Below are 23,737 nucleotides of genomic sequence, written 5' to 3' on the forward strand. Positions count from 1 at the left end.
TTATGCTAAATGCCCGCCCACTAAGCGATTCCTTGAAATAGCGGTACCAGCGTTGGTATAGGAGGCTGCACGCAATAAGGCCACCACTCCATATTTTCTACGAATCGCATCCATGACATGACCAATGACCTGTCGCTGGTCCTTACGCTCATCAAATAAATCAAGCTGAATGCTACGCTCTGGCTCTAAGTTTGTCAGTCTAACAGATAATTGACGTGCTGGCTCACCCGCAAAATGCTCATCTAGTAAGGCCAGACAAGTCTGATACATAACAAGGGTCTCATTGGTTGGACTTTCGATGGTTCTTGAGCGATGGAACCCTTTCGTCATCGCATTGCGACTGTAAGAGAGCCCCAAGCTAACAGTCCGCCCGACATAGCCTGCTTCTCGTGTACGTCGCATCACATCCTCACACATTTCTAGGAGTACAACCGCAATATCCTTTCGTGTGTGATAATCCTTCATGAGCATTTGGCCCTTCCCAAAGCTTAACGCCGCATTGTTCACTAATGGCTCACCTAATGTGGAGAGATCAATGCCCCATGCATGGTAATAGTATTGATTACCCATAATACCAAAGCGCTTTTCTAATTCGGCTAAATCGGCATGGGCTAATCCACCGACTGTTTGAATGCCCATCGCATTTAAATTGGCTGCCATCTGTTTCCCAATCCCCCACATATCAGACAACGGACGTACTGGCCAAAGCTTTGTTGGCACATCGGCATAGGTCCATTTGGCAAAACCTGTTTTTTTTGCCTCTAAATCTAATGCTAATTTAGCCATCAGCATGTTTGGTCCCATGCCAATAGCGGACGGAATGCGGAACTTTTCATAGATGTCTTCCTGAATCAATTTGGCTACCTGCTCAGGCGAACCCCAAAGTTGCTCTGTGCCTGTTAGATCTACAAAGCTTTCATCCACACTATAAACATGGATCGCCTCTGGAGGGACATATTGTGCAATCAGACGCGTAATGGCCATGGACATCTCTAGAAAAAAGGACATTTTTGGTTCAAACAACTTAATGTCTGGATGTTTGGGAATTTCATAGCGCCGATTCCCTGTTTTAATGTTAAATTTTTCTTTCATCACTGGTGATGCAGCCAGTACAATACTGCCAGGTTGTTCAAAATTACCGATGACGGCAATTGGATCTGTCAGCACATCTAGCCCTTCTAGCATGGCAATACAGCTTGCATAAAAGCACTTCATATCAATACAAAAAATATCTTTCTGTGGGAAGTCGTTGTAATTCATATCACCTCAGACTCCCGTTGGAGAATGGGCAGAAGTGCTAGAACATTGTTAATACGAAACGTACGCTTCGCTAGCCTTGTAAAGCAAAAGGCGGTAAAGGAATCACCTTTAATATGGATGATTTTCACACGCCTTTTCGTAATGGCACCTGATTTCGCTATATACATCATGTGAACGATTTGGTGACGATGCATGGCTTTTATCAACTGTTCTTTCATGTTGAATGCTCCTTTACTGACTCTGTTTGCGTTCATGTTGAACAGAGTTTTTAATAACCAAGAACAAACGTTTGTGTTTTTATTATACGCACGTATGTTCTGAAATAGAAGTGGTAATTTTAGCTAATTTTCATCCTGACAGAGCTAGCTGTAGCTAGGCATTTGTGTAAGTCTAGGAGCACCTAAAACATAATCTATGATGATGAATAGCTCAATTACATGAGAAAGGATGTAAGTATCAGCTCAAATATCGATTATAGCTCCCCTTCTGCAGCGTTCACTTTTGATGTCAATAAAAGTACGCTTTTTAAAAAAGACTCCCGAAATTACATTAATATTCTCGGTGTGGAACAATTAAATACATTAGAAAATACATCTTTGCTTGATATTTTTTTAAGTAAGGACAATGTCATCGAGCCACATTACCATCAAAATGCAGCAGAGCTTGTCTATTGTATTGCAGGAGCAGCAACGGTTTCTCTATTGAATCCCTTTACCAAGAAAATTCAAAACTATCCCATCAAGCCTGGGCAGGTTGCCAATGTACCACAGGGCTGGTGGCATTATGAAGAAGCCACAGAAGATGACACGCATCTACTTGCTATTTTTGATGCGCCAACGCCAGAGGTCATTTTAGGCTCGGATATCTTAAAATTCACACCAGCCAATATTATGGCCCATACGTATTGTTTAGATGAAGAACAATGGAAGAAAACGATTGCACCGATTGTTCCTACGACTTATATCGGACCAGCAAAAGGCTGCAATCGTGTCCAATCAGCAACTGATCAAGCCCCTTATAAACCAACCATGCCACAGCAATATATGAAACCATGTCCATACCCTTCCCCATACCGCTACCCTTCTATGTATCCTTATGGCACCTACTATTAGCGACCTCTTATACATTTTTTATTGTAAAAGATGAATAGAATGTCATTTACTGCTCCATCCTAATCTTAAATCAACCTAAGAGTTAGGAAGTGTCAGGATGACAATGATAAATGAAAATCTAGCATCACTACGATTTAAGGAGATTTTTAAGCTTTGGTCACAGCTTGGGATCAATCAAGGCTATATTGCTTCAAGTCATGCTTTTTTTAAGCATACACGTGATAAAAACTTAAAAATCCTTACATTGGAATTTATTCAATGTTTAAAAGAGGAAAATAAACAGCTAACACTACTATTAAAGGAAAATGGTGTATTAGCACCAACAGCATCGATAGAATACGGTAAAATGAAAATAGCGGATATTCGCGGAAAATCTTTCATTAATGATGGCGAAATTAGTGCTATTTTATCGATGAATATTGCCTCCTCTTTAATTGCCGTAAGCCAAGCTTTAGAACTGGCAGTAAAGAAAACACATCTATCCAAATATGGTGAACTCCATATGCGTTATGCGCTACTTGGAGCGAAATTGATTGACCTAAGTAAGAGTAAAGGCTGGTTGTTAGCCTCTACACACTAAAAAGAAGCCTCCGTTTTATAACTAACGGAAGCTTCTTTTTTTAATCTTTATCGATTTCTCACGAACAATAGCTTATACCATTGATTGACTAGGAATGGTAACACCGATAGGCTATAAATAAAGCCTAGCTGTGCTAGTGTTAATGGAGCCACTTCAAAGACCGTTGTAAGCATCGGCATAAACAAAACAATGTGTAAACTTAGCACACCAATGATAAAGGCGAACCACGTATATTTATTCGAAAATACACCAATCGCAAAGATGGATTGTTTGGAGCGAGAATTAAAGCCATGCACTAACCTTGACAAGCATAGTGTTGTAAAGGCCATCGTGCTTGCTGTTAGCGTATCACCTGTCGATAAACCGATTTGAAACGCAATAATGGTGGAAATGGCGATTAATATCCCTTCAAGCACAACTTGTGTGGTAAATTTTTTATTTAATAAAGGGGTATGAATGTTTCTAGGCTTGTCCTTCATTGTTTTCTTATTATTTGGCTCTAAACCGATGGCAATAGCAGGCAGACTATCTGTTAATAAGTTGATGAATAGTAGATGGACAGGTGCGAAAGGAACAGGTAAGCCCAGAACCGTTGCATATAACACGACAAAAATAGCGCCTGCATTTCCAGATAATAAGAACAGAATAGCATTTTTAATATTTGTATAGATGCTACGACCATTGGCAATTGCCTTGACAATCGTTGAAAAATTATCATCCGTTAAAATCATGGATGAGGCATCTTTTGCAACCTCTGTGCCTGTCACGCCCATAGCCACCCCAATATCTGCTTGCTTCAAAGCAGGTCCATCATTGACACCATCTCCTGTCATGGCCACCACATGTCCTTTATCCTGCCATGCTTTAACAATTCGAATTTTTTGGGCTGGTGTAACACGGGCATACACAGAATAATCCTGTACTTTCTCTTGTAGCTCTTGATCAGTTAAGCCTTCGAGCGCATGTCCCTCTATAGCTTCAGCTGGATTTTTCAAAATACCAATTTGTTCGGCGATCGCGGTTGCTGTAATTTTATGGTCACCTGTAATCATGACGGGCTTAATGCCTGCCTTTATGCAGCTTTCCACAGCCTCTTTCGACTCTTTTCTTGGAGGGTCCATCATCGCTACTAAGCCGACAAAGATTAAATCTCGTTCCGCTCGTGGATCGACTTTTTGTAGAGGCAATACCTCCTTATAAGCAATGGCTAACACCCTTAAACCATTCATAGAAAAATCACGATTCACCGCCTCGATTTTCTGGCGATGCTGCGGGGTTATCTCAAAAATACCTGTTGATGTTTTGATTCGTGTCACTTTTGGTAAGAGTACATCCAGAGCCCCTTTGGTAATCATGATGGGCTGCTTGTCCATCTGATTGACAGTGCTCATAAGCTTCCTCGTCGAATCAAATGGAATTTCAGCCAATCGTGGATATTGCTCACGTATCTTCAATTCATCTAAACCATACTGTTTCCCCAATTTCACAAGCGCAATTTCTGTAGGATCACCAATTTCTTTGTGGTCACGCTCGACAGCATCACTACATAAAAGCGCTTTTACCATTAGCTCTTTTTCCACTGGGTTCGTTGGATTAAGCCAATCATGGGGAATCTTCTTCTGATCTACAAAAACTTCCTGTACCACCATTTTATTTTCTGTTAAAGTACCTGTTTTATCAGAGCAAATGACCGATACACTCCCCAAGCTTTCCACAGCATAAAGCTTGCGAATAATCGCATTTTCCTTCGCCATCTTTTGGGTGCCAAAAGCTAATACGATCGTCACGATGGAACTCAAAGCCTCTGGGATAGCCGCAACGGCAAGGGATACGGCAAACATAAAGGACTCTACTAAGGCTCGTCCTCGGATAAGATCAATCGTAAAGATTGCTAAACAAATCAGCGTAATCCCTAAGGCTAATTTTTCACCGAATTGATCGAGACTAATTTGTAATGGCGTTTTCTTTTCCTTGGCTGTATCGAGTAAGTTCGCAATTTTTCCGATTTCCGTCTGCATCCCAATTGCCGTAACCATCACGATGCCACGTCCATTGGTCACAAAGCTTCCTGAGTACACCATATTTTTCTTATCCGCAATGGTGATATTCTGCTTCCGAATGGGGTCGGTACTTTTTGCCACAGCAATCGATTCGCCTGTAAGAGAGCTTTCGTTGATGTGTAAATTATGGCTTTCTAGTAGTCTTCCATCCGCATTAATATAATCTCCCGCCTCCAACATCAGAAGGTCCCCTACTACAATTTCTTCAGAAGGAATTTCTACTAGTTGATTATGACGCATGACCTTGGCAATGGGAGAGGTCAATGCTTTTAGATTATCTAATGATTGTTCAGCCTTCACATGCTGCACTGTACCTAAAATGGCATTTAAAATAACCACGATCATGATCACAATGGTGCTTTCTACTTCTCCTAGTAGAAAGGAAACGAAGGCAGCAACGAGTAAAATGATGACCAATAAATCTTTGAATTGGCCCATAAAAACAGCCAACGTACTTGTCTTTTTCCCTTCCTCTAATACATTATAGCCATAGACTTGTTGCCTCTTTTGGACGTCATCATCAGTCAAACCTTGCGTGGTGACGTTCAATATCTTCATGACTTCAGCAGTTGATTGTTGATGATATTCAGTCATTGAGTTCTCCTTCCATTTACAAGATTTGAAAGTCTCCTACTATTTTTCTTAAAAATAATATTCGCTCTTAAAATCTCAAACTCCTCAAATCTGTAAATTCATTAACTACAACAATCTATTCCATAGGTAATTAGAGTATGCTAAGAAACCATAGAGAATTTAATTTTGGGAAGTGTACGAAAATAGATTCATGCAAACCAATTAAAAAGGTATTGGGATGGCTTTCCCAATACCTTTCAGGGCTATCGTTCGATTATGAATGATGATGTGCTGACTGATAATCTACGTGCTGCTCCTGTCCAAGAGGTGCCCTTTTAATAGAAAAGATCGCGCAGCCTAATGCACAAAGAACTAGAATCGTACCAAAGCTAGCTAGGTGCATAACAGAACCTGTCCAAGCAAACATTGCGCCACCAACTGCTGATCCGATAGAAATACCAATTTGCAGGGCAGCTGTATTTAAGCTTTGCTGAATATCCGATGATTGAGGATCCGCCTGAATTAAGTAATTTTGTAATGGCGGTGTCAGTGCCCAGCTCAACGCACCCCATAAAACCGTAAATACTAAAAACAGTGGAAGGGCAATAATTGTATAAGGAATACTAAATAAGACAATGGCAAAGGCTGAGACAATTAAAATAATGGCTTTACTTGTACCAATTTTATCACTCACCCAGCCACCTACAGCATTCCCACTAACAGAGGCAATACCAAAGATTAAGTAACAAATACTAACCCATGAAGCACTCATATCAAATGCCTCTACTAAAAATGGTGTTAAATAGGCGTACAGCATGTAATGACCAGCTAGCATAAACAGGGTAGTTAACTGTGCTGTCAGGATTTTCAAATTCGCCAGGGATTTGATTTGCGCCTTGAGTGGCACTACTTCTCCAATTGGCATTTTTTCAAGTAATAGGGCAATTAATATCATGGAAATCGTTGACAGTACACTAATACCTAAAAATACAGCCCGCCAGCCAAACGCTTCTGTAATAAAAATACCCATTGGCACACCGATCACAAGTGCAGAACTTACGCCCATAAAAACAAGCCCTAATGCTTTAGCACGATGGCGAGGCTCTACAATTTTAGTTGTAATCGTTAATGATAAAACAATTACTAACGCTGTACTCATAGCTGTGAAAATACGCGCAATTAGCACAATGATGAACGTTGTACTAAAGAAGGTCATTAGATTCCCTAACGTGAAAATAAATAAAGAAATAAGGAATAAGCGCTTCCGCTCCACCTTGGCTGTCAAGGACAGTAGAACAGGCGCAGAAATCGCATAAACAAGTGCAAAAATAGTAATTAATTGTCCCGCTGTCGCTAAAGATACATTTAAATCCTCTGCAATATTAGGCAGTATCCCACCAACAATTAATTCAACTAACCCTACTGCAAAGGTAGTCACAGCAAGAATATAAACTCTCCAATTCATCGTAATCTCCCCTTCGTTACACGCTCATTTTTGTAGGAGATTGTTTTAAAACAAAATAAAAAATCCTAACTACAAAAATGAAGCAAAGTTTTGTAGTCAGGATTTTATGGTTCCTGGTAGAGACCCTCAATCCATATTATTGAGGTTATACAGATCAAATATTTACTCTAGCTATAGTAGCACATCAAAATTTCATTGACAATAGCTTTTTTTCATAGAATTCATTGCATCTAAAAATCTTTTTGGCAAGAGAAAATTTCGATTTTCTGCTTATATTTCGACGAATTTGACCATATATATAAACATACAATAACTATTTTACGAGGTGATTGTTTGCGTATAGTAGGATTTGTCTGCTATTTTTTAATACTATTTTATGGCGTAGAATTAGTAGAAGAAGCGTTCACAAATGAAGAACCAGCAATGCAATCTCCCATGAAAAGTAAGCCATCGCCCATCAAGGAAACCGTTGAAAATTCAAGGATTTGTGTCTATTATCCCACTTATAAAAGCTGTACCGATTTACCCCAACAATAAAAAAGAGGCTACTCAATGGAGTGACCTCTTTTTTCATCATTTTGAGCCAATATGAAAATGACTAAATGGATATAGTATTAATTTCGATTCACCATATACAGCATCCTCTGAAATTAAACCATAATGGCGACTGTCACTACTTTTTAGGCGATTGTCACCAAGCACAAAATACATGCCCTCTGGCACTTCTTTTTCATTCACTAATTGTTCCAATGTAAAGTTTTCCGTAATGCGTAATTGATTAGGATCATCCGTTTGACGGTTCACATAATCTTCTTTATATGCTTTGCCATTGACGTACAATACATCATCTTTCATTTCCACTTTATCCCCTGGAAGACCGATAACACGTTTAATATATAACTCATCTTCGACAGGAGATTGGAAAACAATTTGATCAAAACGCTCGATTTTACTTGTTTTGCTTACAATAATAATATCCTTATCGTGATAAGTAGGATACATAGATGCTCCCTGTACTTTAATCGGCGCAAATAAGAATTGCTTACAGCCAAAAACAACAACAGCTGTAATGACAATAATTTTGATGTAGGATAATATTTCTTTTTTAAGATTGGATGTTTTTTCCGCTTGCATGCTCATTCCCCGATACTGTTTTTTTAATAGTATAACATTTTCTCACTATTATTGACGAATGAATCACACAAATTGTTTCCTATTCATAGAAAAATAGACAAGGCTACAAAGTAACATTGTCTAGAAATTGATATTTTACTGTTTCAACGTTATGAATGGTTAGTTTGTGTAGCAGAGTGATGCTGCTCGTTTAATAAATCTACTGCTAATACGATACCCACTGGTAATGCAAATGCTAATAAAATTGTGCCTACAATCATCACAATCACTCCTTTAACCATTTCTAATGTCAGTATACACTTAATTTTCTGATATTTCAAGAAATATCGAAAAATGATGAATAACAGCAAAAAAATCATTCAACTAGGCATGCACCCTACCTGAATGATTTTTTATCCCTTACATAAATAATTTTAAACATAATACTTGTAGGCCTCTAATTGTTGATTGGACTGGATTTTTTCGCACTTTACGTTTAGGTACATAGCTTTGCATGCAATGATTCAGCGCTGTATACCTCAGCACCTGGGTCCTCCCATTCATTCATCTCCCTCCCTTCGTGGCCAAAAAGTTTACAACTAGTATGCGACATTTGTAAGCAACTTGCTTACTTACTTTTGTAAATGGTTTTTTAAATCTGTTTGTATTTTTTGAAGCTCTGCCTCATTCGGAATATAGTACCAAATGCGGTTAATCCTTTCACCGTCTCCCTGTTCGAACGATAACTGCTCAATATCCTTATCCATTTTTTTATAAATACTTTGCAGCTGAATAAGATCCTTCACTGAAAAATTCATGCGAACATTGTCACCTAGTACATTCAACATATCGGTTGCTTTTAATAATGTTGATGGTGTGGAGGCTTTTTTCATCACCGCTTCAATGATTTGACGTTGTCGAATTTGGCGTCCAAAATCACCTCGAGGATCTTCATAACGAATACGAGAAAAAATAAGGGCCTCATTACCATCTAATGTGATTTCTCCCTTTGGATAATGGTAGTCGTCAAAGGTTAAATCCATATCATTATCGATTGTTACGCCACCCAGCGTATCAATAATTTGTAAAAAGCCCTCCATATTAATAAACACATAATAATCAATGGGTATATTTAAAAAATTTTCGACCGTATCCACAGCCATCGGGACGCCTCCAAAGGCATAGGCATGATTAATCTTATCTACTGTATCATGTCCAACGATTTCTGTTCGAGTATCACGGGGTATACTAAGCATTTTCATCGTCTGCTTTTCAGGATTCACAGTGATTACAATCATGGTATCGGAACGACCACTATCATCTTTTCGTTCATCGACCCCAAGCATTAGAACCGAAAAGGGATCTTTTTTAATCACTGTTTTTTCTTCTGGTTGTGCTGCATCTGTTGTTTGAATAAGTGGTGTATTTATTTTATTCATAGTTTTTTGGATGGTAAAGTAGGCAGTACCTATAAAAATTAAAAAAATTGCTAATAGGCTACCAACAATCCACAGCCATAATTTTTTCTTGCTCTTTTTCTCTTTTGAGCGTTTCATGTTTTTTTCCATACATAAGTCCTTTCTTGCTTAACAATTTTGCCCCTCTTTTTGACGTATTAAGTTGGAAAAAAGTTTATCTAGTCTACTTATATGCATAATGAACGAAAAAAAGACGTACACTAGTATTTACTAAATTTACAACATACTATTCCCTCATTTGTCAATTATCTTCCTTTTACATTCATTTCCCTCTATCAAAATGATGCTATCTTAATTTATTGAAAATTCATTATTGTTGATATATACTATTTTTCAGATACAACGTCTCTATAATAGAAACGTTTTTTTAGGAGGAATCACTCAATGTTTCAAAAAAGAAGAGAGCAGCTCGTTTCCCGTATGCAGCAACAGACAATTGATGTAGCAGTGCTAGTGCCAGGGTCAAACATGTATTATTTTACAGGTCTTCAGTTAAAGCAAAGTGAACGCCTAACAGTAGTCGCTATTACTGCTCATCATCAATTATACTTTCTCGTTCCACAAGTAGAATTAACAAAAGTTGACTTGGGTAATGGAGGGACAATCTTATCCTATTCGGATGAGGAAGGACCGTCACAGGCCATCCAGCAACTAAAAAAAGAGCTAGGAACAGCGCAGACACTTGCCGTTGAGTTTGAAACCATGCACGTGAAGGAACAGAAAGCTATCGAAAACCTTACATATGACACTTTATGTGATATCGGTGAAACCATTCGTGATATACGTATGGAAAAAGATGAACACGAAATAGCCCTCATGCGTCAGGCTGTACAGATTGTCGAAGAAAGTCTTGCAGCCACATTACCGATTATTCAAGCTGGTATTTCAGAGATGGAAGTCGCAGCCCAATTAGAATATGAAATGAGACGACGTGGATCAGAGGGAACACCTTTTGGAACCATTGTTGCTTCTGGTTATCGAGGTGCACTTCCTCATGGTAGAGCGAGCACAAAGAAAATAGAGACAGGTGAATTAATCGTCATAGATTTTGGCGCGATTTATAAGGGCTATGTGGCGGATATGACTAGAACAGTTGCTTTAGGAGAAGTTTCTCCAACGCTCAAAACAATTTATAGCATTGTGAAGCAAGCAAATGAAGCAGCCATAGCAGCCATAAAACCAGGTATGACAGCTCATGCCATTGATGATCTGGCAAGAGACATTATTCGCGATGCCGGCTATGGCAATTCTTTCACACACCGACTTGGCCACGGCATTGGTTTAAGTGCACATGAAGAGCCTTATATGATGCAGCGTAATCAGCTAGTGTTAAAGCCAGGCATGGCCTTTACCGTGGAGCCAGGTATCTATGTGCAGGATGTTGGTGGTGTTCGTATCGAGGATAATTTAATTGTTACAGAAGATGGTTACAAAAATTTAATGACCTATTCGAAAGAATTAATCATTTTATAAGGTTGGTGTGTACAATGATCGATATGAGGAAAATACAACAGGATATGCCGCTACTTGAACACTATATATATCTAAACACAGCTGCTGCATCTGCCATGCCACAGCCAGTCGTGGATGCAATGACTAGCTATCTCCAAAAACAAGCAAGTATTGGTCCCTACCTGCCCTCTTTTCGTCAAGAAACGTATGCGCAAGTAGAGCGTATTCGAGAAAAAGCCGCATTGTTCATCGGCGCAACAAAAGAGGAAATTGCCTTTGTGCCAAACGGTTCAGTGGCGATTAATTATGTCGCAGGGGGCTTGCAATGGAAACAGGGAGATGAGGTCATAGTGCTCGACACAGAAATGTTGAGTAACTATGTGCCTTGGCTTGCCCTTCAGCAGCAAGGGGTTCAGCTGAAAGTGTTAAAAACCAATGATGAATATATGGTAGATTTAAATGCACTTGAGCAACTCATCACACCACAAACAAAATTGATTGCCTTTGCCCATATGTCCAATGCTGCTGGGGCACTCCAGCCTGCCAAAGAAATATGTCAGCTAGCCCAGCAACACAATGTACTAACATTGATGAATGCCAATCAAACACTTGGTTTAACACCGATGAATGTTGCCGAGCTTGGCTGTGACTTTCTAGTTGCATGTGGACGAAAATGGCTACGCGGTCCTGAAGGATCAGGTATTTTATATGTACGAGAAGCACTCATTCCAACATTGACGCCTATTATGATTGGCTGGGGCAGCACCCAATGGGATTATCAGAACAATGCCTATTCATTTTTAGAAACAGCTAAACGTTTTGAGCCAGGTTGTCCGATCATTCCAAGTATTTTCGGATTAGGGGCAGCTATTGATTATGCGAACAATATTGGTATCCACCACATATATGATCGTGTAAAGCAGCTAACAAACTATTTAATTGAACAGCTTGCCACCATTCCAGGCATTGTCTTATATGGTCCTCAAAATAGTACTCATCGATTATCGATTACGCCGTTTAACATTGAAGGGCTGTCACCAGATGAGCTAACCAATGCTTTAGCAGAACAAGGGGTCATCATTGAAGCTGGCACATTTATGGCGAATACCATTATGGAACGCAATCAGATTACTAAAATGGCACGTTTTTCACCACACTATTTTAATACGTTTGAAGAAATCGACACAGCTGTATCCATCATGAGAGAAATCCAAGCAAAGGCTCAAGATAGACATTAACTATCTTGAGCCTCTTTTTCATGCTTATTCATGATATAATTTAAAGCTGTATTGATCGAAATACCGTTGAATATTCATCGCTCCATATTGAAGAACATTCACCATATCAGGTAACTTCTCCTCTGTTGGCTTACGATAAATAGGGCCAGCAATTGTTAAAGAGGCAATGACTTCTTTTTTACTGTTAAAAAGAGGTACACCGAGCCCAAATACGGAATGAGAGTACTCTCCCGTTGAAAAGCACCAGCCTTGCTGTTGTATTTTTTCTAAATCGGCTAACATTTTATCAGGGTCAGTAATGGTTTCAGGCGTTAACCTTTTCATCCCATGCTCCATGATTTCTTTTTTTCTCTCTTCAGGTAGATACGCCATGATGACTTTACAAGATGCCCCGATATGTAGTGGTGTCCGCGTGCCAATCGACACCGAAAACTTAATGGTTTGAGAGCTCTCAGCTATTTCCACTGTGACACCATCTGTTCCATCCAGCCATGTTAAAAATACGGATTCCTTGATGGTATCTGCAAGGTTGATCATAATTGGTAAAACAAAGTCAGAAAGATTTAATTTATCTTTAACCATCTGACCATATTCTAAAAAGCGAAGCCCTAATTCATATTTTTTTGACTCAGGATTTTGAATAAGAAAGCCTTGTTTTTCGAAGGTTGCTAAAATCCGATATATAATGGAGTGACTAATATCCATCTCTTTCGCTAGCTCACGAACACCCCATGTAGGATTTTCCTTATTAAAATATTTCAGTACCTCCAATGAGTTATCTAATGTTTTTAATGTCATTTCACACCTCAAATGTCTCTATAATAGAACCGTATTTTGATTATAAAATGAACACGGACAATTTTCAATAAATTCAACTATTTTACAATTAGATTTTAAATAAACTATTTAATTCAAGCAGTTCATATGAACATTCGGATTGTGCTGAGCATGGCTATCAAGCAAAAAAAGGAAGGCTATCCGCTAGAATCCTCTTTCTATCCGTCACATTTTGAGTTTTATCCGCCAGTTTGGACATTCTATCCACTTAGAGCCATTCTATCACGCAAAAAAGGAAGGCTATCCGCTAGAATCCCCTTTCTATCCGTCACATTTTGAGTTTTATCCACCAGTTTGGACATCCTATCCACTAAGAGCCATTCTATCACGCAAAAAAGGAAGGCTATCCGCTAGAATCCTCTTTCTATCCGTCACATTTTGAGTTTTATCCACCAGTTTGGACATCCTATCCATTTAGAGCCATTCTATCACGCAAAAAGGAAGGCTATCCGCTAAAATCCTCTTTCTATCCGTCACATTTTGAGTTTTATCCACCGGTTTGGACATTCTATCCACTTAGAGCCATTCTATCACGCAAAAAAGGAAGGCTATCCGCTAGATTCCTCTTTCTATCCGTCACATTTTGAGTTTTATCCACCAGTTTGGACATTCTATCCACTTAGAGCCATTCTATCACGCAAAAAAAGAAGGCTATCCGCTAGAATCCCCTTTCTATCCGTCACATTTTGAGTTTTATCCGCCAGTTTGGACATTCTATCCACTTAGAGCCATTCTATCACGCAAAAAAGGAAGGCTATCCGCTAGATTCCTCTTTCTATCCGTCACATTTTGAGTTTTATCCACCAGTTTGCGTACCTAATCCGCCTAAACAATGAAAAATCAACCCACCTCTTAAAAGGTAGGTTGATTTTTTACATGGCTATTTCTGCTGGATACCCTGTACTAATTTTTCTTGAATCCGCAAGTATTGGGCAATTTCCTCATCATCTAATACTTCAAAAAGCTGTACAAAGACCTCTTTCCCGATAGATTGAGCCTTTGCTAAAGCACTTTGACCCTCATCTGTAATTTGTAAGCGAATGGTGCGACGGTCGGATGGATCATATAGTCTTTCTGCTAATCCAAGCTTGACCAGCTTTTCAGCAATGCTCGTCATCGCACCTTTTGTATAGCCGATTGTTTCAGCTAATTCTGCCTGTTTTTGAGGGCCTTTGACATGTAGCTCATTTAAAACTAAAATTGGTGAAATTCCTAAAGGATATGGGAACGCTTTTGTAAAACGTATAATATTCGCATTGTTCACCTGTTCAATCATATGAATCAGTTTAAAAATATTTGTCTGTTTCAAAAAAATCCTCCTCAAACGCTGAGAATTAATGAAGCATTAGTGAGCCTCCATCCACCATAATCGTTTGACCCGTAATGTATTGAGAATCGTCAGAAGCTAAGAAAACAGCTACTCGACCGATATCTTGCTCAATATCACCAAAACGACCTAACGGAATTTTACTTCTCACCGCTTCATAATACTCTGGCTGTGCTTTTGCCCATGCTTGTACACCTGGTGAATCAGCAAGCGGACTAATGATATTGACATTAATACCAAAACGTCCCCATTCATTTGCGGCCACACGAGAAATACCACGAATGGCTTCCTTAGCAGCGGCATAAGCAGCCTGTGTTTCATGACCTTGAATGCCTGCTCCAGATGCAAAGTTAATAATATTACCCTTAGTTTCTTTTAAATGCGGTAGTGCTGCTTGCATTAAATAGAAGGTTGGATAAAAACCTGTCCCAAATGACAAGTCAAGATCTGCTTGTGTAGTTTCTTCTATTGTAACTTGTTTAGCAGCATGAGCGTTATTAACTAGCACATCTAGTTTACCGTATTTTTCTACGACTGTATCAATAATTTTTGGTAATTGGTCGCGTTCCATTAGATTAGCCTGTAAAAACCTAGACTTTGGCGACATTTCTTGTAATTCTTTTGCCATTGCCTCGCCTGCTTCTGCATTTAAGTCAACAATTGTAACAATCGCTCCTTCCTTTACCATAGCTTTTGCCATTCCACTACCAATACCACCTGCACCGCCAGTAATGATGACCACTTTGTTTTGTAGTTTACCCATTGCAACAACATCTCCTTCTTGTTTCTCTGTTAATAGTTTAACATTAAACTATTTATTTTTAAACTAAATTGCTTCAGATAAAAAAGCCTATTCTGGAGAAGGGTTCATCCAAAATAAGCTTTTTCTTAAATTGATCTTTCCTACATGATTGTGCCGATTACTCTTTTCCAGTGCTCTATTTCTGATTTGATATTACACCAAATATAGACCCTTTAATGTAGGTTTGTCCTTGTAATGACTGCAATTGCTCTTGAGTACCAGTGACTACAGCCCCAGTTATTTTCACATCGCTTTTCTCCAGGCTTCCATTTTCCCCTACTAAAGCTTGATAAACCTGGTTTGTTTCCCACTCAAAGTTCTTGCTTTTACGAAGAAGCTCAATGTTTCGAATAAAGGTCTCAACCTCGTCGTTTGAAGAGCGTCGGGGTTTTGGTTTGGATGACTCTGATTGGAAGCCGTAAATGTAAGGACCATTGGCTGCAATCGTATTCTGTCCTCGCTTAAAAAAATCTAGTGTATCATCTGTATAGGCATCCACCCACCACCAATCTACTTGTACTTCAGAAGGTAGCTTGCTTTTAATTTCATCTAAACTATAAGCATCATCAAAGGAAATAGCTATTTCTACTAAAGTATTTTTCTCCAATTGGCGCAGTTCACTAATCTTATCTTGATAATGGTCGTAGGAAATCTTTGGATGATAAAAAAACATTTCTCGGTCACCTGTGTAGTCATTAAACCGTTCGAATTGATATGTTTCTGCCAGTGATTCTGAACCTTCTATTTGGATGGGGCTAGAAATGGCAGTACGTGTAAGCGTTCCAAATAAATTATAATCGCTTTTGATAGGCTTCCAAATATAGGGCCGATGCTGCTCTCCAAGCACCTTATAGGTTGTTGTTGTTATTTTCCCTCCCAGCAAATGATCGTCATAAACCTGATTACTAATTTGGACATTGGGCCCACTTATTTCGTTAAATAAATGAATATCATCCATTACTTTTTGCGCACTATTTAACGATAAAGTTCTCAACCCATACCATAATGCTATTAGCACAATGGGGGTAACGATTAATGTAATCCCAATCATTTTGACTGTTGACCAAAACCTGGCCTTTCTCATTATTTTTTTCGTCTGTCTATCATCAAATACAAATTCATTTTCTTCTTTATTCATCATGAATATCCTCCTTAAATCGTTCAGTAAATTCTTCCCTAGCACGTCTGACATGCGTTTTGAGTGTGTTTTCATTCTTATTCATCAAGGCTGAAATTTCCTTATACGATAATCCCAGCTCATATTTCAGGATTAATAATTCCTGATGTAAAATGGATAGCGTTTCGAGCGTGTTTTGTATGTCCTTTAATTTTTCTTTTTTTAGCATTTGGATCTCAGGAATGTGAATCAATGATGTCAATTGAACTTCCTCTAATTCTGTTGTTGGATGACGTTTTTCTTGTCTCTTGAGATCATAAAATTGATTGGTTGCTACACGATATAACCAGCTCATTACTTTATCTGAATGAATTCCATTTTTATGTAATAAAAATTTATAACATGTATCTTGGACGATATCTTCTGCATCCTCATGGGCTAATCCACGTTTTCTCAAATAACGATATAGCAGCGTTCCTGCTTGCTGTAGAAACGCATTCATTGATTGTTGTACCATGTCTACCTCCCTTCTGCCTATACAACGCAGAACTCCATGAAAAGTTTACATATTACTAAAATTCACCATTAAATTTTTTAGTATAGTGAAAACCAACTACATTTATTTTCAAATACATACAAGCATCTTTTTAATTTGACAAGAATATACTGTAGCAGCTAGCTAAAATCACTTTCAAGAAAGGAGTTGTGGATAATGGGTGCTAAATGGATAAAGGTTTCAGTCTTTTATTTATTGATTGTTTTTGCTTTTGGCCTGTTTATGCATTATACGGTTCAACTTCAATGGAAAGCGACACATGCTCATATTGGTGTGGTAGGTTGGCTGACTACTGGATTCATTGGTTTAATTTATTCGATTTATAAAAATGCTGCGGAGACAGGTCTCGCTAAAGCACAATTCTGGCTTTACAATCTTGGTTTACCCTTCCTTTTTGTTGGCATGATGATGGTGTATTGGGATGTACCACGCTGGTTATTTGAGCTTTTTGTGTCCGGTGGTGGTATTGCTGTAGCGCTGTCTGTTCTGTTATTCTTTGTCAATGTCTTCAAATATGTAAGATAAATAGAAAAGCCCCGCTTCAGTTGAAGTGGGGCTTTTCTAGCTATTACTATTGTTGTAAGGAGTTCGCCTGCATTTGATACATCTTGTCATAAATTCCGCCAAGCGCTAGCAGTTCATCATGCGTGCCGTTTTCTACAATTTTTCCTCGATCAAGTACAAGGATACGATCTGCATTTTTAATCGTTGAAAGTCGATGGGCAATAATAAACGTTGTCCGTCCTTTTTTCAGGACATCCATTGCATGCTGAATAATTTCTTCCGTTTCCGTATCAATATTCGATGTCGCTTCATCCAATATTAAAATGGCTGGATCAAACGCCAGGGCACGTGCAAACGAAATCAACTGACGTTGTCCTGAAGATAAGGTACTGCCCTTCTCAATAACTGGCTCCTCATAGCCATTTGGTAAATTAGCTAAAACACGTTCTCCCCCGACAGCATTTAAGGAAGCTACTATTTTCTCATGAGAGATGCGCGGGTTGTTTAAGCTAACATTGGATGCAATCGTACCCGTAAATAAGTAAGGATCCTGTAGCACAATACCCATATGTTCACGCATCGTTTGACGTGGAACAGAGGTAATATCAATGCCATCAATGGTAATTTTGCCTTTTGACGGGTCGTAGAAGCGGAACAGCAAGTTCATAATGGAACTTTTCCCTGAACCTGTATGACCAACTAAGGCAATTGTTTCACCTTGATGTGCTTCAAATGACAGGTTTTTCAGCACATATTCATTATCTTTATAGGCAAAGGACACATCTTCGAAAACCACATTTCCTTTATATCGTGGGATACTCTTTTCAGAAACAGGTTCACCTTTCGTATCTAGCACCTCGAAGACACGCTTGCCTGCAATGAGTGAACGCTCAAGCTGTGAAAATTGATTTACAATATTTGTAATCGGATTAAATAGCTTTGTTAAGTAATCAACAAATGCATACAATGTCCCTGCTGTAATCACTTCAGTTGCTGTAAAGGAGCGTGTACCAAAGTAGAAGATAAAGACCGTAAACATGATAAGTCTTAGCGTATTCACAAGGTTAAAGGATGTAGCTGAATCAAGCACCAGCAGCTTACGCTCATACGCATAATGCTCATTATTCATGTCATCAAATTCCTTCGTCATTTGCTGCTCACGACGGAACGCCTGAATAATTGTCATGCCCTGAATGGATTCATTAATCATGGCATTAATATCTGCAATTTTTGTACGAATGACATCGTTGTATTTAGAGGCAAATTTTCGATATAAAATCATCCATACATAAACAATTGGAATCATGGTTAAAGCAAGCATTGCCATTTTCCAATTTAAAATAAAGAGCGCTATATACACCCCAAAAATAGAAATGAAGCTCGTCACAAAATTGGATAGAACCTGTACATATAAATTCCGAACTGCCTCTGTATCGTTTGTTACACGCGCAACAATTTTACCCGCTGGTAAATTGTCGAAGTATTGGATCGGTAAAGTTTGAATATGTTCAAAGACATCTTTACGTAATTTTTGGATGACACGGTTTGCCCCAATTTGCAAATAAATATACATAAAATATCGTAATATGGCTGTGGCAATGGCTAAAAGTAAATACACAATGAGCAACCATGTAATCGGTTTGATTTCTATATGACCGATTGTCATGTAATTATCAATAATATGTTTCGCAATAAACGGTCCAACAAGCTCCGTGAATACGGCAATTGTTAGGAAGAATAAGCCTAATAGTATCGGCTTTTTAAAATACATCGCATAGCGTGTTAAACGTTGACTCGTACTCATGAGGCACCTCCTTCTAGCTGCTGACGGTCAAATTGCTCTTTATACCATCCTTGTTGCGCAAGAAGTTCCTCATGTGTTCCCTGCTCTACAATTTGCCCATCATCCAGTACGATGATGACATCGGCATGCTGAATACCAGACAAGCGATGTGTCGTAATAATCGTCGTTTTACCTTGACGTTCACGCTGAATATTTTCAATAATTCTTGCCTCTGTCTTCGCGTCGACAGCGGAAAGCGAATCATCCAGCATTAAAATTTCAGGATCTTTAATTAAAGCACGAGCAATAGACACACGTTGCTTTTGACCGCCTGAAAGAGAGACACCCTTTTCTCCAACAAGTGTTTCAAGACCCATTGGTAGATTGTCTAAATCCTTTTCAAAATACGCGGCACGTATCGCCTGCTGCAACTCTGCTTGTGTTGCATCTTCTTTCCCAAATAATATATTTTCACGAATAGTGCGTGAGAATAGCACATGATCTTGTGGTACATAACCAATCCAGTCGAGGATCTGCTCCTTCGTTTGAGCCGTAATATCGATACCGTCAATGGAAAGCTGTCCCTGTCCGATTGGGTATTCTCGCAATAATTGGCGTAGGAAGGTTGTTTTACCTGCCCCCGTTTTACCAACAATGCCAAGGGTTTGACCTTTTTTCAAGGAAAGGGAAATCTGCTGTAGGTTTTTCACCTGACTCATCGGATATTGGAATGTTAAGGCATCAAAGCCAATCGCATTTGGTGTCGCAATCATTTGTGGATTCGGAATATTTCGAACATCCGCCTCGTAGTTCAAGGTTTCCTGCACACGATCTAGTGAGGCATTCCCCTGCTGCATAACATTGATGAGCTCACCAATCGCAAATATTGGCCAAACAGCCAAACCTAAATAAACATTAAACGTGACCAGTTGCCCAACCGTCATCGTCTCTGTTGCCACTAAATGAGCCCCGTAACCAAGTGCTACAACATAGCTAATGCCTGTTCCAACTTTTGTAATTGGGCCAAATAAAGCATTGATTTTTGCTGTATGAATATTTTTCGCATACACGACTTCACTCATCTCTGCAAAATTAGCCTCATCCTTTTTTTCCTGCACATAGGCACGCACTACTCGCACTCCTGCTACAGATTCCAGCACACTATCGTTTAGCTCCCCAAAAGCATCTTGTGCCTTCATATATCGCTCATGAACAATTTTTCCTAAATATTGAATGAGGATCGCCATAATAGGGACTGGTAACATGGCAAAAAATGTGAGCTTCCACGAAATCATATAGCCCATCGCAAAAATGATAAAGCCCATATAAATCGTTGAATCAATCAACGTCATAATACCAAAACCAGCTGTCATGGATACGGCATTTAAGTCATTTGTTGCACGTGCCATCAGGTCACCGGTACGGTTTTTCTCATAAAATGTTGGGGTCATGCGTAAAAAATGCTGCATTAAATTACGACGTAAAATTTTCTCAAGGTTGATAGCCCCTTCAAATAGTCGGAATTGCCACACAAAATTTAATAAATAGCCCCCAATAATAATTCCAATAAAAATCAAGACATACTTTGTTAAAATAGCTGGTGTCATTTCTCCTGCAGTCAATAGATCTATAATAGAACCGAGTAAATAGGGAGGGACAACCTCTAATCCACTGGCAATCATTAGTAAAACAATGGCCACCGTATATTGCTTCCAGTATTTTTTAAAGAACCAGCCTAATTTACTTAACACATCAAACATACATCATAACCTTCTTTCCTCCGTGCTGTTGTGGATAACTACCCACTTTCTAGAAATTCCTTTTTGAAAATCATTCGTCTAACTGTTTTTGTCATATACATACACTCCTTTTTTGTTTGCACTACAACCTTTTTTGCACAAAAAAAGACACATACCCTAAAAGAGTAAGTGTCTCTTATAAAAGGCAGGATAATTCCATACCTAGTTCTGCAATAGTAAATAAAGCGTTAGGCACGGACAATGTATGTAACTGTGATTGAATTTGATACTGATAAAATTAACATTGTCATGCCCTCCTTTAGTTTATTTGTTATAGTGTTCTTGAAGATTATCACACTATAGAAATATTTGTCAACTATCACCCTGTTATTTTTTATCATTTTCAGGAAATAGTTAGCGCTTTAAAGCATTAAAATGCTCTAAGGAAACAAAGGGAGAACATGCTTAAAATTACTGTGTTGTCTATAACCTTACAATAAATCTACGGCACAGACATTAACCTAAAGACTGAAATACAAGACTAGTGATTTTGATACCAAATAGCAGACAATAGAATATTCTCTTTGCGTCTGTTGCACTCCTTCAATATGCTTATCTCATCATCTTTATTTATTTAGTTAATTATTATTTAGTTAATTATTATTTAGTAGTGTCGGGTTTTCCGTTTATGGTTTAGCCGTCAGCGGGTTTTCCGTCAGCGGATTCACATAAGATGGATAAAGAAATGTCCATGTAATAAAATCTATTTCATTTTCCATATATAATATTTCGAAATATTATTTCGTGAGCATTTATACCTTTCTATACACTATATACATTTTAAAAGTCGATTTTGGGACATAACTTGAATTGAAATATTTCTAAAATTTTTGTCTCATGATACACTTTCTTTATAGTCATTTTCAGTAAGGGGTTTTTATGTTGAGGTCATTTCTAGCGGTGGGAATTGGTGGAATTCTTGGTGCCATCTGTCGATATAGCCTTAGTCTCGCCGTTCCAAATACAGAAGTATTTCCATTCACAACACTGTTTATAAATTTACTAGGCTGCTTTTGCCTAGCATGGCTTTTTACTTCTTTTATAAAACGCACACCTATTATACTAGGAATAGGTACAGGGTTTTGTGGAGCTTTTACTACCTTTTCGACATTTTCCTTAGAGACACTATTACTCCTAGAAAATAGCCAGTGGCTACAGGCTGTACTCTATGTTACAGTAAGTGTTTTAGGTGGATTAGCCTGCACATGGCTGGGAATACGATTTGCTAGGGGGCGTATTGCATGATGTTAGTCGGAATTGGTGGTTTTTTTGGCGCTCTTTCTAGATTTTATTTAGGAAAATTACTTGTACATCCCTATCCATGGGCCACTTTTATTATTAATTGTACAGGCTCCTTTGCGCTTGGTTTCTTATTTGCCCTACATCTTAGTGATTGGTTATGGCAATTAATTGGCATAGGTTTTTTAGGAGCCTACACAACTTTTTCTACTTTTGGATTTGAATGTCTACAGCTTATAGAACAACAAAAATGGAGACAAGCCATTAGCTATATTGCCAGTACCTTGCTAATTGGCATACTTTGTGCAGCTATTGGTTATCTAGTCGTATAAAAGAGGGTGAACTAGTGACACAGCCATCAAAGGAGTTACTACAGGAATTAGAAGTTGAAATAGAGCAAACGCTCTATTCATTGATTGACCTAGAATTAGAAGAAAATTACGCTACTATGAATACACAATTTGCCCAATTACTTGCCAAGGTTCAGGCTGCCCAGTTAATTGATTACAAGCTGGATGTTCTCGTTGAGCCTCAAGCTTTTGCAACTGAAACTTGTATTCTTTTACAGAGCCTCATAGAAGCAAAGGCGAGGCCAAATAAAAGACATAAGCTGTTAACACATCGCATGATTTTGAAAATATGGTTACGAAAAAATCAACGATTCATGAGGGAGTTTCTACCTCAAATGTTTTAGGCGCCACTTGAATTTGCAAGGGCGCCTTTTTTATATTTGTAGTTGTTGCAACACTTCTTTTATTTTTCCCTTCACTGTCAGATCAAATGGGGTGGTCTGCTGTGAAATATCTAAATTAATATAAACGGTTTTTCCTGTTGTCATCATAGGTAGTTGGTTGACGGGATATACCTCAAGGCTCGTTCCAATGACAAGGACAAGTTCAGCTGTTTTGATTGCCTCCATTGAACGGTGCCAACTTGCTTGTGGTAGGCTTTCTCCGAAGAGCACAACATTTGGACGAAGTTTCCCACCGCAATGGGCGCAACTAGCCTTATTCAAGAAGCTTGCCATGACAGCCGCCTGCTGGCAACGATGACAACGAATAGACCGGATCGAACCATGTAACTCCTCGACGGATTGACTTCCTGCCAATTGGTGAAAACCATCCACATTTTGAGTAGCGATTAGAGACACTAGACCTCTTCGTTCCCAATCAGCTAGTATATGATGTCCCTCATGGGGAGCCACCTTTTCTAGGTTTTCGATACGTGTTTTATAAAATTCATGAAATAATGAGTAATGATCTGTTAATGCTTCCGTTGTCGCGACAGTTCTTGGATCCATTTGTTTCCACCAACCAGATGCTGAACGGAAATCAGGAACCCCACTTTCCGTTGACATGCCCGCTCCTGTTAGAATCACTGTATTATTTGAGGATAGTAACCACTCACGTAAACGTTCTATTGCCATTTTACCCCTCCTTTTT

23 protein-coding genes and 1 riboswitch are annotated in these 23,737 nt (G+C 38.7%); of the genes, 8 read left to right on the plus strand and 15 right to left on the minus strand.

The features are described from left to right. Both MHB39_RS13275 and MHB39_RS13280 read right to left on the minus strand, forming a co-directional pair. The gene (locus MHB39_RS13275) at window positions 1-1,260 is read right to left on the minus strand and encodes a UV damage repair protein UvrX (protein WP_036077214.1); all 1,260 of its coding nucleotides are present in this window, start codon (window positions 1,258-1,260) and stop codon (window positions 1-3) included. Then, window positions 1,257-1,478: a transcriptional regulator gene (locus tag MHB39_RS13280; protein ID WP_036077216.1), complete on the minus strand. Its 222-nt coding sequence runs from the start codon at window positions 1,476-1,478 to the stop codon at window positions 1,257-1,259. The genes MHB39_RS13275 and MHB39_RS13280 overlap by 4 nt, the downstream gene beginning before the upstream one ends. Window positions 1,479-1,715: 237 nt before the next feature. On the opposite strand from MHB39_RS13280, the gene MHB39_RS13285 reads away from it, so the two are divergent. Further along, window positions 1,716-2,372, plus strand: a complete 657-nt coding sequence (locus MHB39_RS13285) for a cupin domain-containing protein (protein ID WP_342546916.1) — start codon at window positions 1,716-1,718, stop codon at window positions 2,370-2,372. Window positions 2,373-2,469: 97 nt separating this feature from the next. Then, window positions 2,470-2,952, plus strand: coding sequence for a DUF3231 family protein (locus MHB39_RS13290; protein WP_342544075.1), 483 nt, complete (start codon window positions 2,470-2,472; stop codon window positions 2,950-2,952). A gap of 47 nt (window positions 2,953-2,999) precedes the next feature. Here the strand turns inward: MHB39_RS13290 and MHB39_RS13295 are convergent, their stop codons facing one another. The 5 genes from MHB39_RS13295 to MHB39_RS13315 all read right to left on the minus strand — a co-directional run bounded on the left by MHB39_RS13295 (window position 3,000) and on the right by MHB39_RS13315 (window position 9,731). Then, a complete protein-coding gene (locus MHB39_RS13295) occupies window positions 3,000-5,606 on the minus strand; it encodes a cation-translocating P-type ATPase (protein WP_342544077.1) in 2,607 nt (868 codons plus the stop codon). Between the two features lie 253 nt (window positions 5,607-5,859). After that, window positions 5,860-7,050 (minus strand): MFS transporter, encoded by a 1,191-nt coding sequence (locus MHB39_RS13300; RefSeq protein ID WP_258860589.1) that lies wholly within the window; start codon window positions 7,048-7,050, stop codon window positions 5,860-5,862. A gap of 73 nt (window positions 7,051-7,123) precedes the next feature. Then, window positions 7,124-7,223, minus strand: a riboswitch (purine riboswitch). Window positions 7,224-7,623: 400 nt separating this feature from the next. Beyond that, entirely contained in the window at window positions 7,624-8,184 is a 561-nt protein-coding gene (gene lepB, locus MHB39_RS13305) for a signal peptidase I (RefSeq protein WP_048392477.1), read from the minus strand. A 149-nt stretch (window positions 8,185-8,333) separates the two neighbouring features. Then, a complete protein-coding gene (locus MHB39_RS13310; protein ID WP_004230560.1) occupies window positions 8,334-8,444 on the minus strand; it encodes a hypothetical protein in 111 nt (36 codons plus the stop codon). A gap of 351 nt (window positions 8,445-8,795) precedes the next feature. Further along, window positions 8,796-9,731, minus strand: a complete 936-nt coding sequence (locus MHB39_RS13315) for an LCP family protein (protein ID WP_342544079.1) — start codon at window positions 9,729-9,731, stop codon at window positions 8,796-8,798. A 294-nt stretch (window positions 9,732-10,025) separates the two neighbouring features. Between MHB39_RS13315 and MHB39_RS13320 the strand changes: the two genes are divergently transcribed. Both MHB39_RS13320 and MHB39_RS13325 read left to right on the plus strand, forming a co-directional pair. Beyond that, entirely contained in the window at window positions 10,026-11,114 is a 1,089-nt protein-coding gene (locus MHB39_RS13320) for a Xaa-Pro peptidase family protein (protein WP_342544080.1), read from the plus strand. A gap of 14 nt (window positions 11,115-11,128) precedes the next feature. Beyond that, window positions 11,129-12,331 carry an aminotransferase class V-fold PLP-dependent enzyme gene (locus tag MHB39_RS13325; protein ID WP_342544081.1) on the plus strand — a complete coding sequence of 401 codons (1,203 nt, stop codon included), beginning with the start codon at window positions 11,129-11,131 and terminating at the stop codon, window positions 12,329-12,331. A gap of 24 nt (window positions 12,332-12,355) precedes the next feature. Here MHB39_RS13325 and MHB39_RS13330 read toward each other — a convergent pair whose 3' ends face one another. From MHB39_RS13330 to MHB39_RS13350, 5 genes are all read right to left on the minus strand, one after another. Next, window positions 12,356-13,129 (minus strand): IclR family transcriptional regulator, encoded by a 774-nt coding sequence (locus tag MHB39_RS13330; protein ID WP_342544083.1) that lies wholly within the window; start codon window positions 13,127-13,129, stop codon window positions 12,356-12,358. A 919-nt stretch (window positions 13,130-14,048) separates the two neighbouring features. Then, window positions 14,049-14,444, minus strand: coding sequence for a MarR family transcriptional regulator (locus MHB39_RS13335; RefSeq protein WP_175400760.1), 396 nt, complete (start codon window positions 14,442-14,444; stop codon window positions 14,049-14,051). Window positions 14,445-14,502: 58 nt separating this feature from the next. After that, window positions 14,503-15,258: an SDR family oxidoreductase gene (locus tag MHB39_RS13340; RefSeq protein WP_342544085.1), complete on the minus strand. Its 756-nt coding sequence runs from the start codon at window positions 15,256-15,258 to the stop codon at window positions 14,503-14,505. 175 nt (window positions 15,259-15,433) lie between these two features. Then, on the minus strand, window positions 15,434-16,438 hold the full coding sequence (locus MHB39_RS13345; RefSeq protein ID WP_342544086.1) for an anti sigma factor C-terminal domain-containing protein: 1,005 nt from the start codon (window positions 16,436-16,438) through the stop codon (window positions 15,434-15,436). Next, window positions 16,428-16,931 carry an RNA polymerase sigma factor gene (locus MHB39_RS13350; protein WP_016994584.1) on the minus strand — a complete coding sequence of 168 codons (504 nt, stop codon included), beginning with the start codon at window positions 16,929-16,931 and terminating at the stop codon, window positions 16,428-16,430. The genes MHB39_RS13345 and MHB39_RS13350 overlap by 11 nt, the downstream gene beginning before the upstream one ends. A gap of 195 nt (window positions 16,932-17,126) precedes the next feature. Between MHB39_RS13350 and MHB39_RS13355 the strand changes: the two genes are divergently transcribed. After that, window positions 17,127-17,495: a hypothetical protein gene (locus MHB39_RS13355; protein ID WP_016994585.1), complete on the plus strand. Its 369-nt coding sequence runs from the start codon at window positions 17,127-17,129 to the stop codon at window positions 17,493-17,495. Between the two features lie 46 nt (window positions 17,496-17,541). Here the strand turns inward: MHB39_RS13355 and MHB39_RS13360 are convergent, their stop codons facing one another. Both MHB39_RS13360 and MHB39_RS13365 read right to left on the minus strand, forming a co-directional pair. Further along, the gene (locus MHB39_RS13360) at window positions 17,542-19,278 is read right to left on the minus strand and encodes an ABC transporter ATP-binding protein (RefSeq protein WP_016994586.1); all 1,737 of its coding nucleotides are present in this window, start codon (window positions 19,276-19,278) and stop codon (window positions 17,542-17,544) included. Further along, complete coding sequence (locus MHB39_RS13365; protein ID WP_036077244.1) at window positions 19,275-21,017, minus strand: ABC transporter ATP-binding protein; 1,743 nt, start codon at window positions 21,015-21,017, stop codon at window positions 19,275-19,277. The genes MHB39_RS13360 and MHB39_RS13365 overlap by 4 nt, the downstream gene beginning before the upstream one ends. Window positions 21,018-21,935: 918 nt before the next feature. Between MHB39_RS13365 and crcB (MHB39_RS13370) the strand changes: the two genes are divergently transcribed. Genes crcB (MHB39_RS13370) through MHB39_RS13380 form a run of 3 tightly spaced genes read left to right on the plus strand, consistent with a single transcriptional unit; the run spans window position 21,936 to window position 22,989 of the window. Then, complete coding sequence (crcB, locus tag MHB39_RS13370; protein WP_339280046.1) at window positions 21,936-22,301, plus strand: fluoride efflux transporter CrcB; 366 nt, start codon at window positions 21,936-21,938, stop codon at window positions 22,299-22,301. After that, window positions 22,298-22,627, plus strand: a complete 330-nt coding sequence (gene crcB, locus MHB39_RS13375) for a fluoride efflux transporter CrcB (protein ID WP_312124737.1) — start codon at window positions 22,298-22,300, stop codon at window positions 22,625-22,627. Before crcB (MHB39_RS13370) ends, crcB (MHB39_RS13375) begins: the two co-directional genes overlap by 4 nt. Before the next feature lie 14 nt (window positions 22,628-22,641). Further along, a complete protein-coding gene (locus MHB39_RS13380; protein WP_016994590.1) occupies window positions 22,642-22,989 on the plus strand; it encodes a hypothetical protein in 348 nt (115 codons plus the stop codon). Between the two features lie 30 nt (window positions 22,990-23,019). On the opposite strand, the gene MHB39_RS13385 is transcribed toward MHB39_RS13380, so the two are convergent. Further along, window positions 23,020-23,721: an NAD-dependent deacylase gene (locus MHB39_RS13385; protein WP_342544090.1), complete on the minus strand. Its 702-nt coding sequence runs from the start codon at window positions 23,719-23,721 to the stop codon at window positions 23,020-23,022. Window positions 23,722-23,737: the final 16 nt, after the last annotated feature.

Source organism: Lysinibacillus sp. FSL K6-4013 (genome assembly GCF_038630435.1).
In the GTDB taxonomy this organism is placed as follows: domain Bacteria; phylum Bacillota; class Bacilli; order Bacillales_A; family Planococcaceae; genus Lysinibacillus; species Lysinibacillus boronitolerans.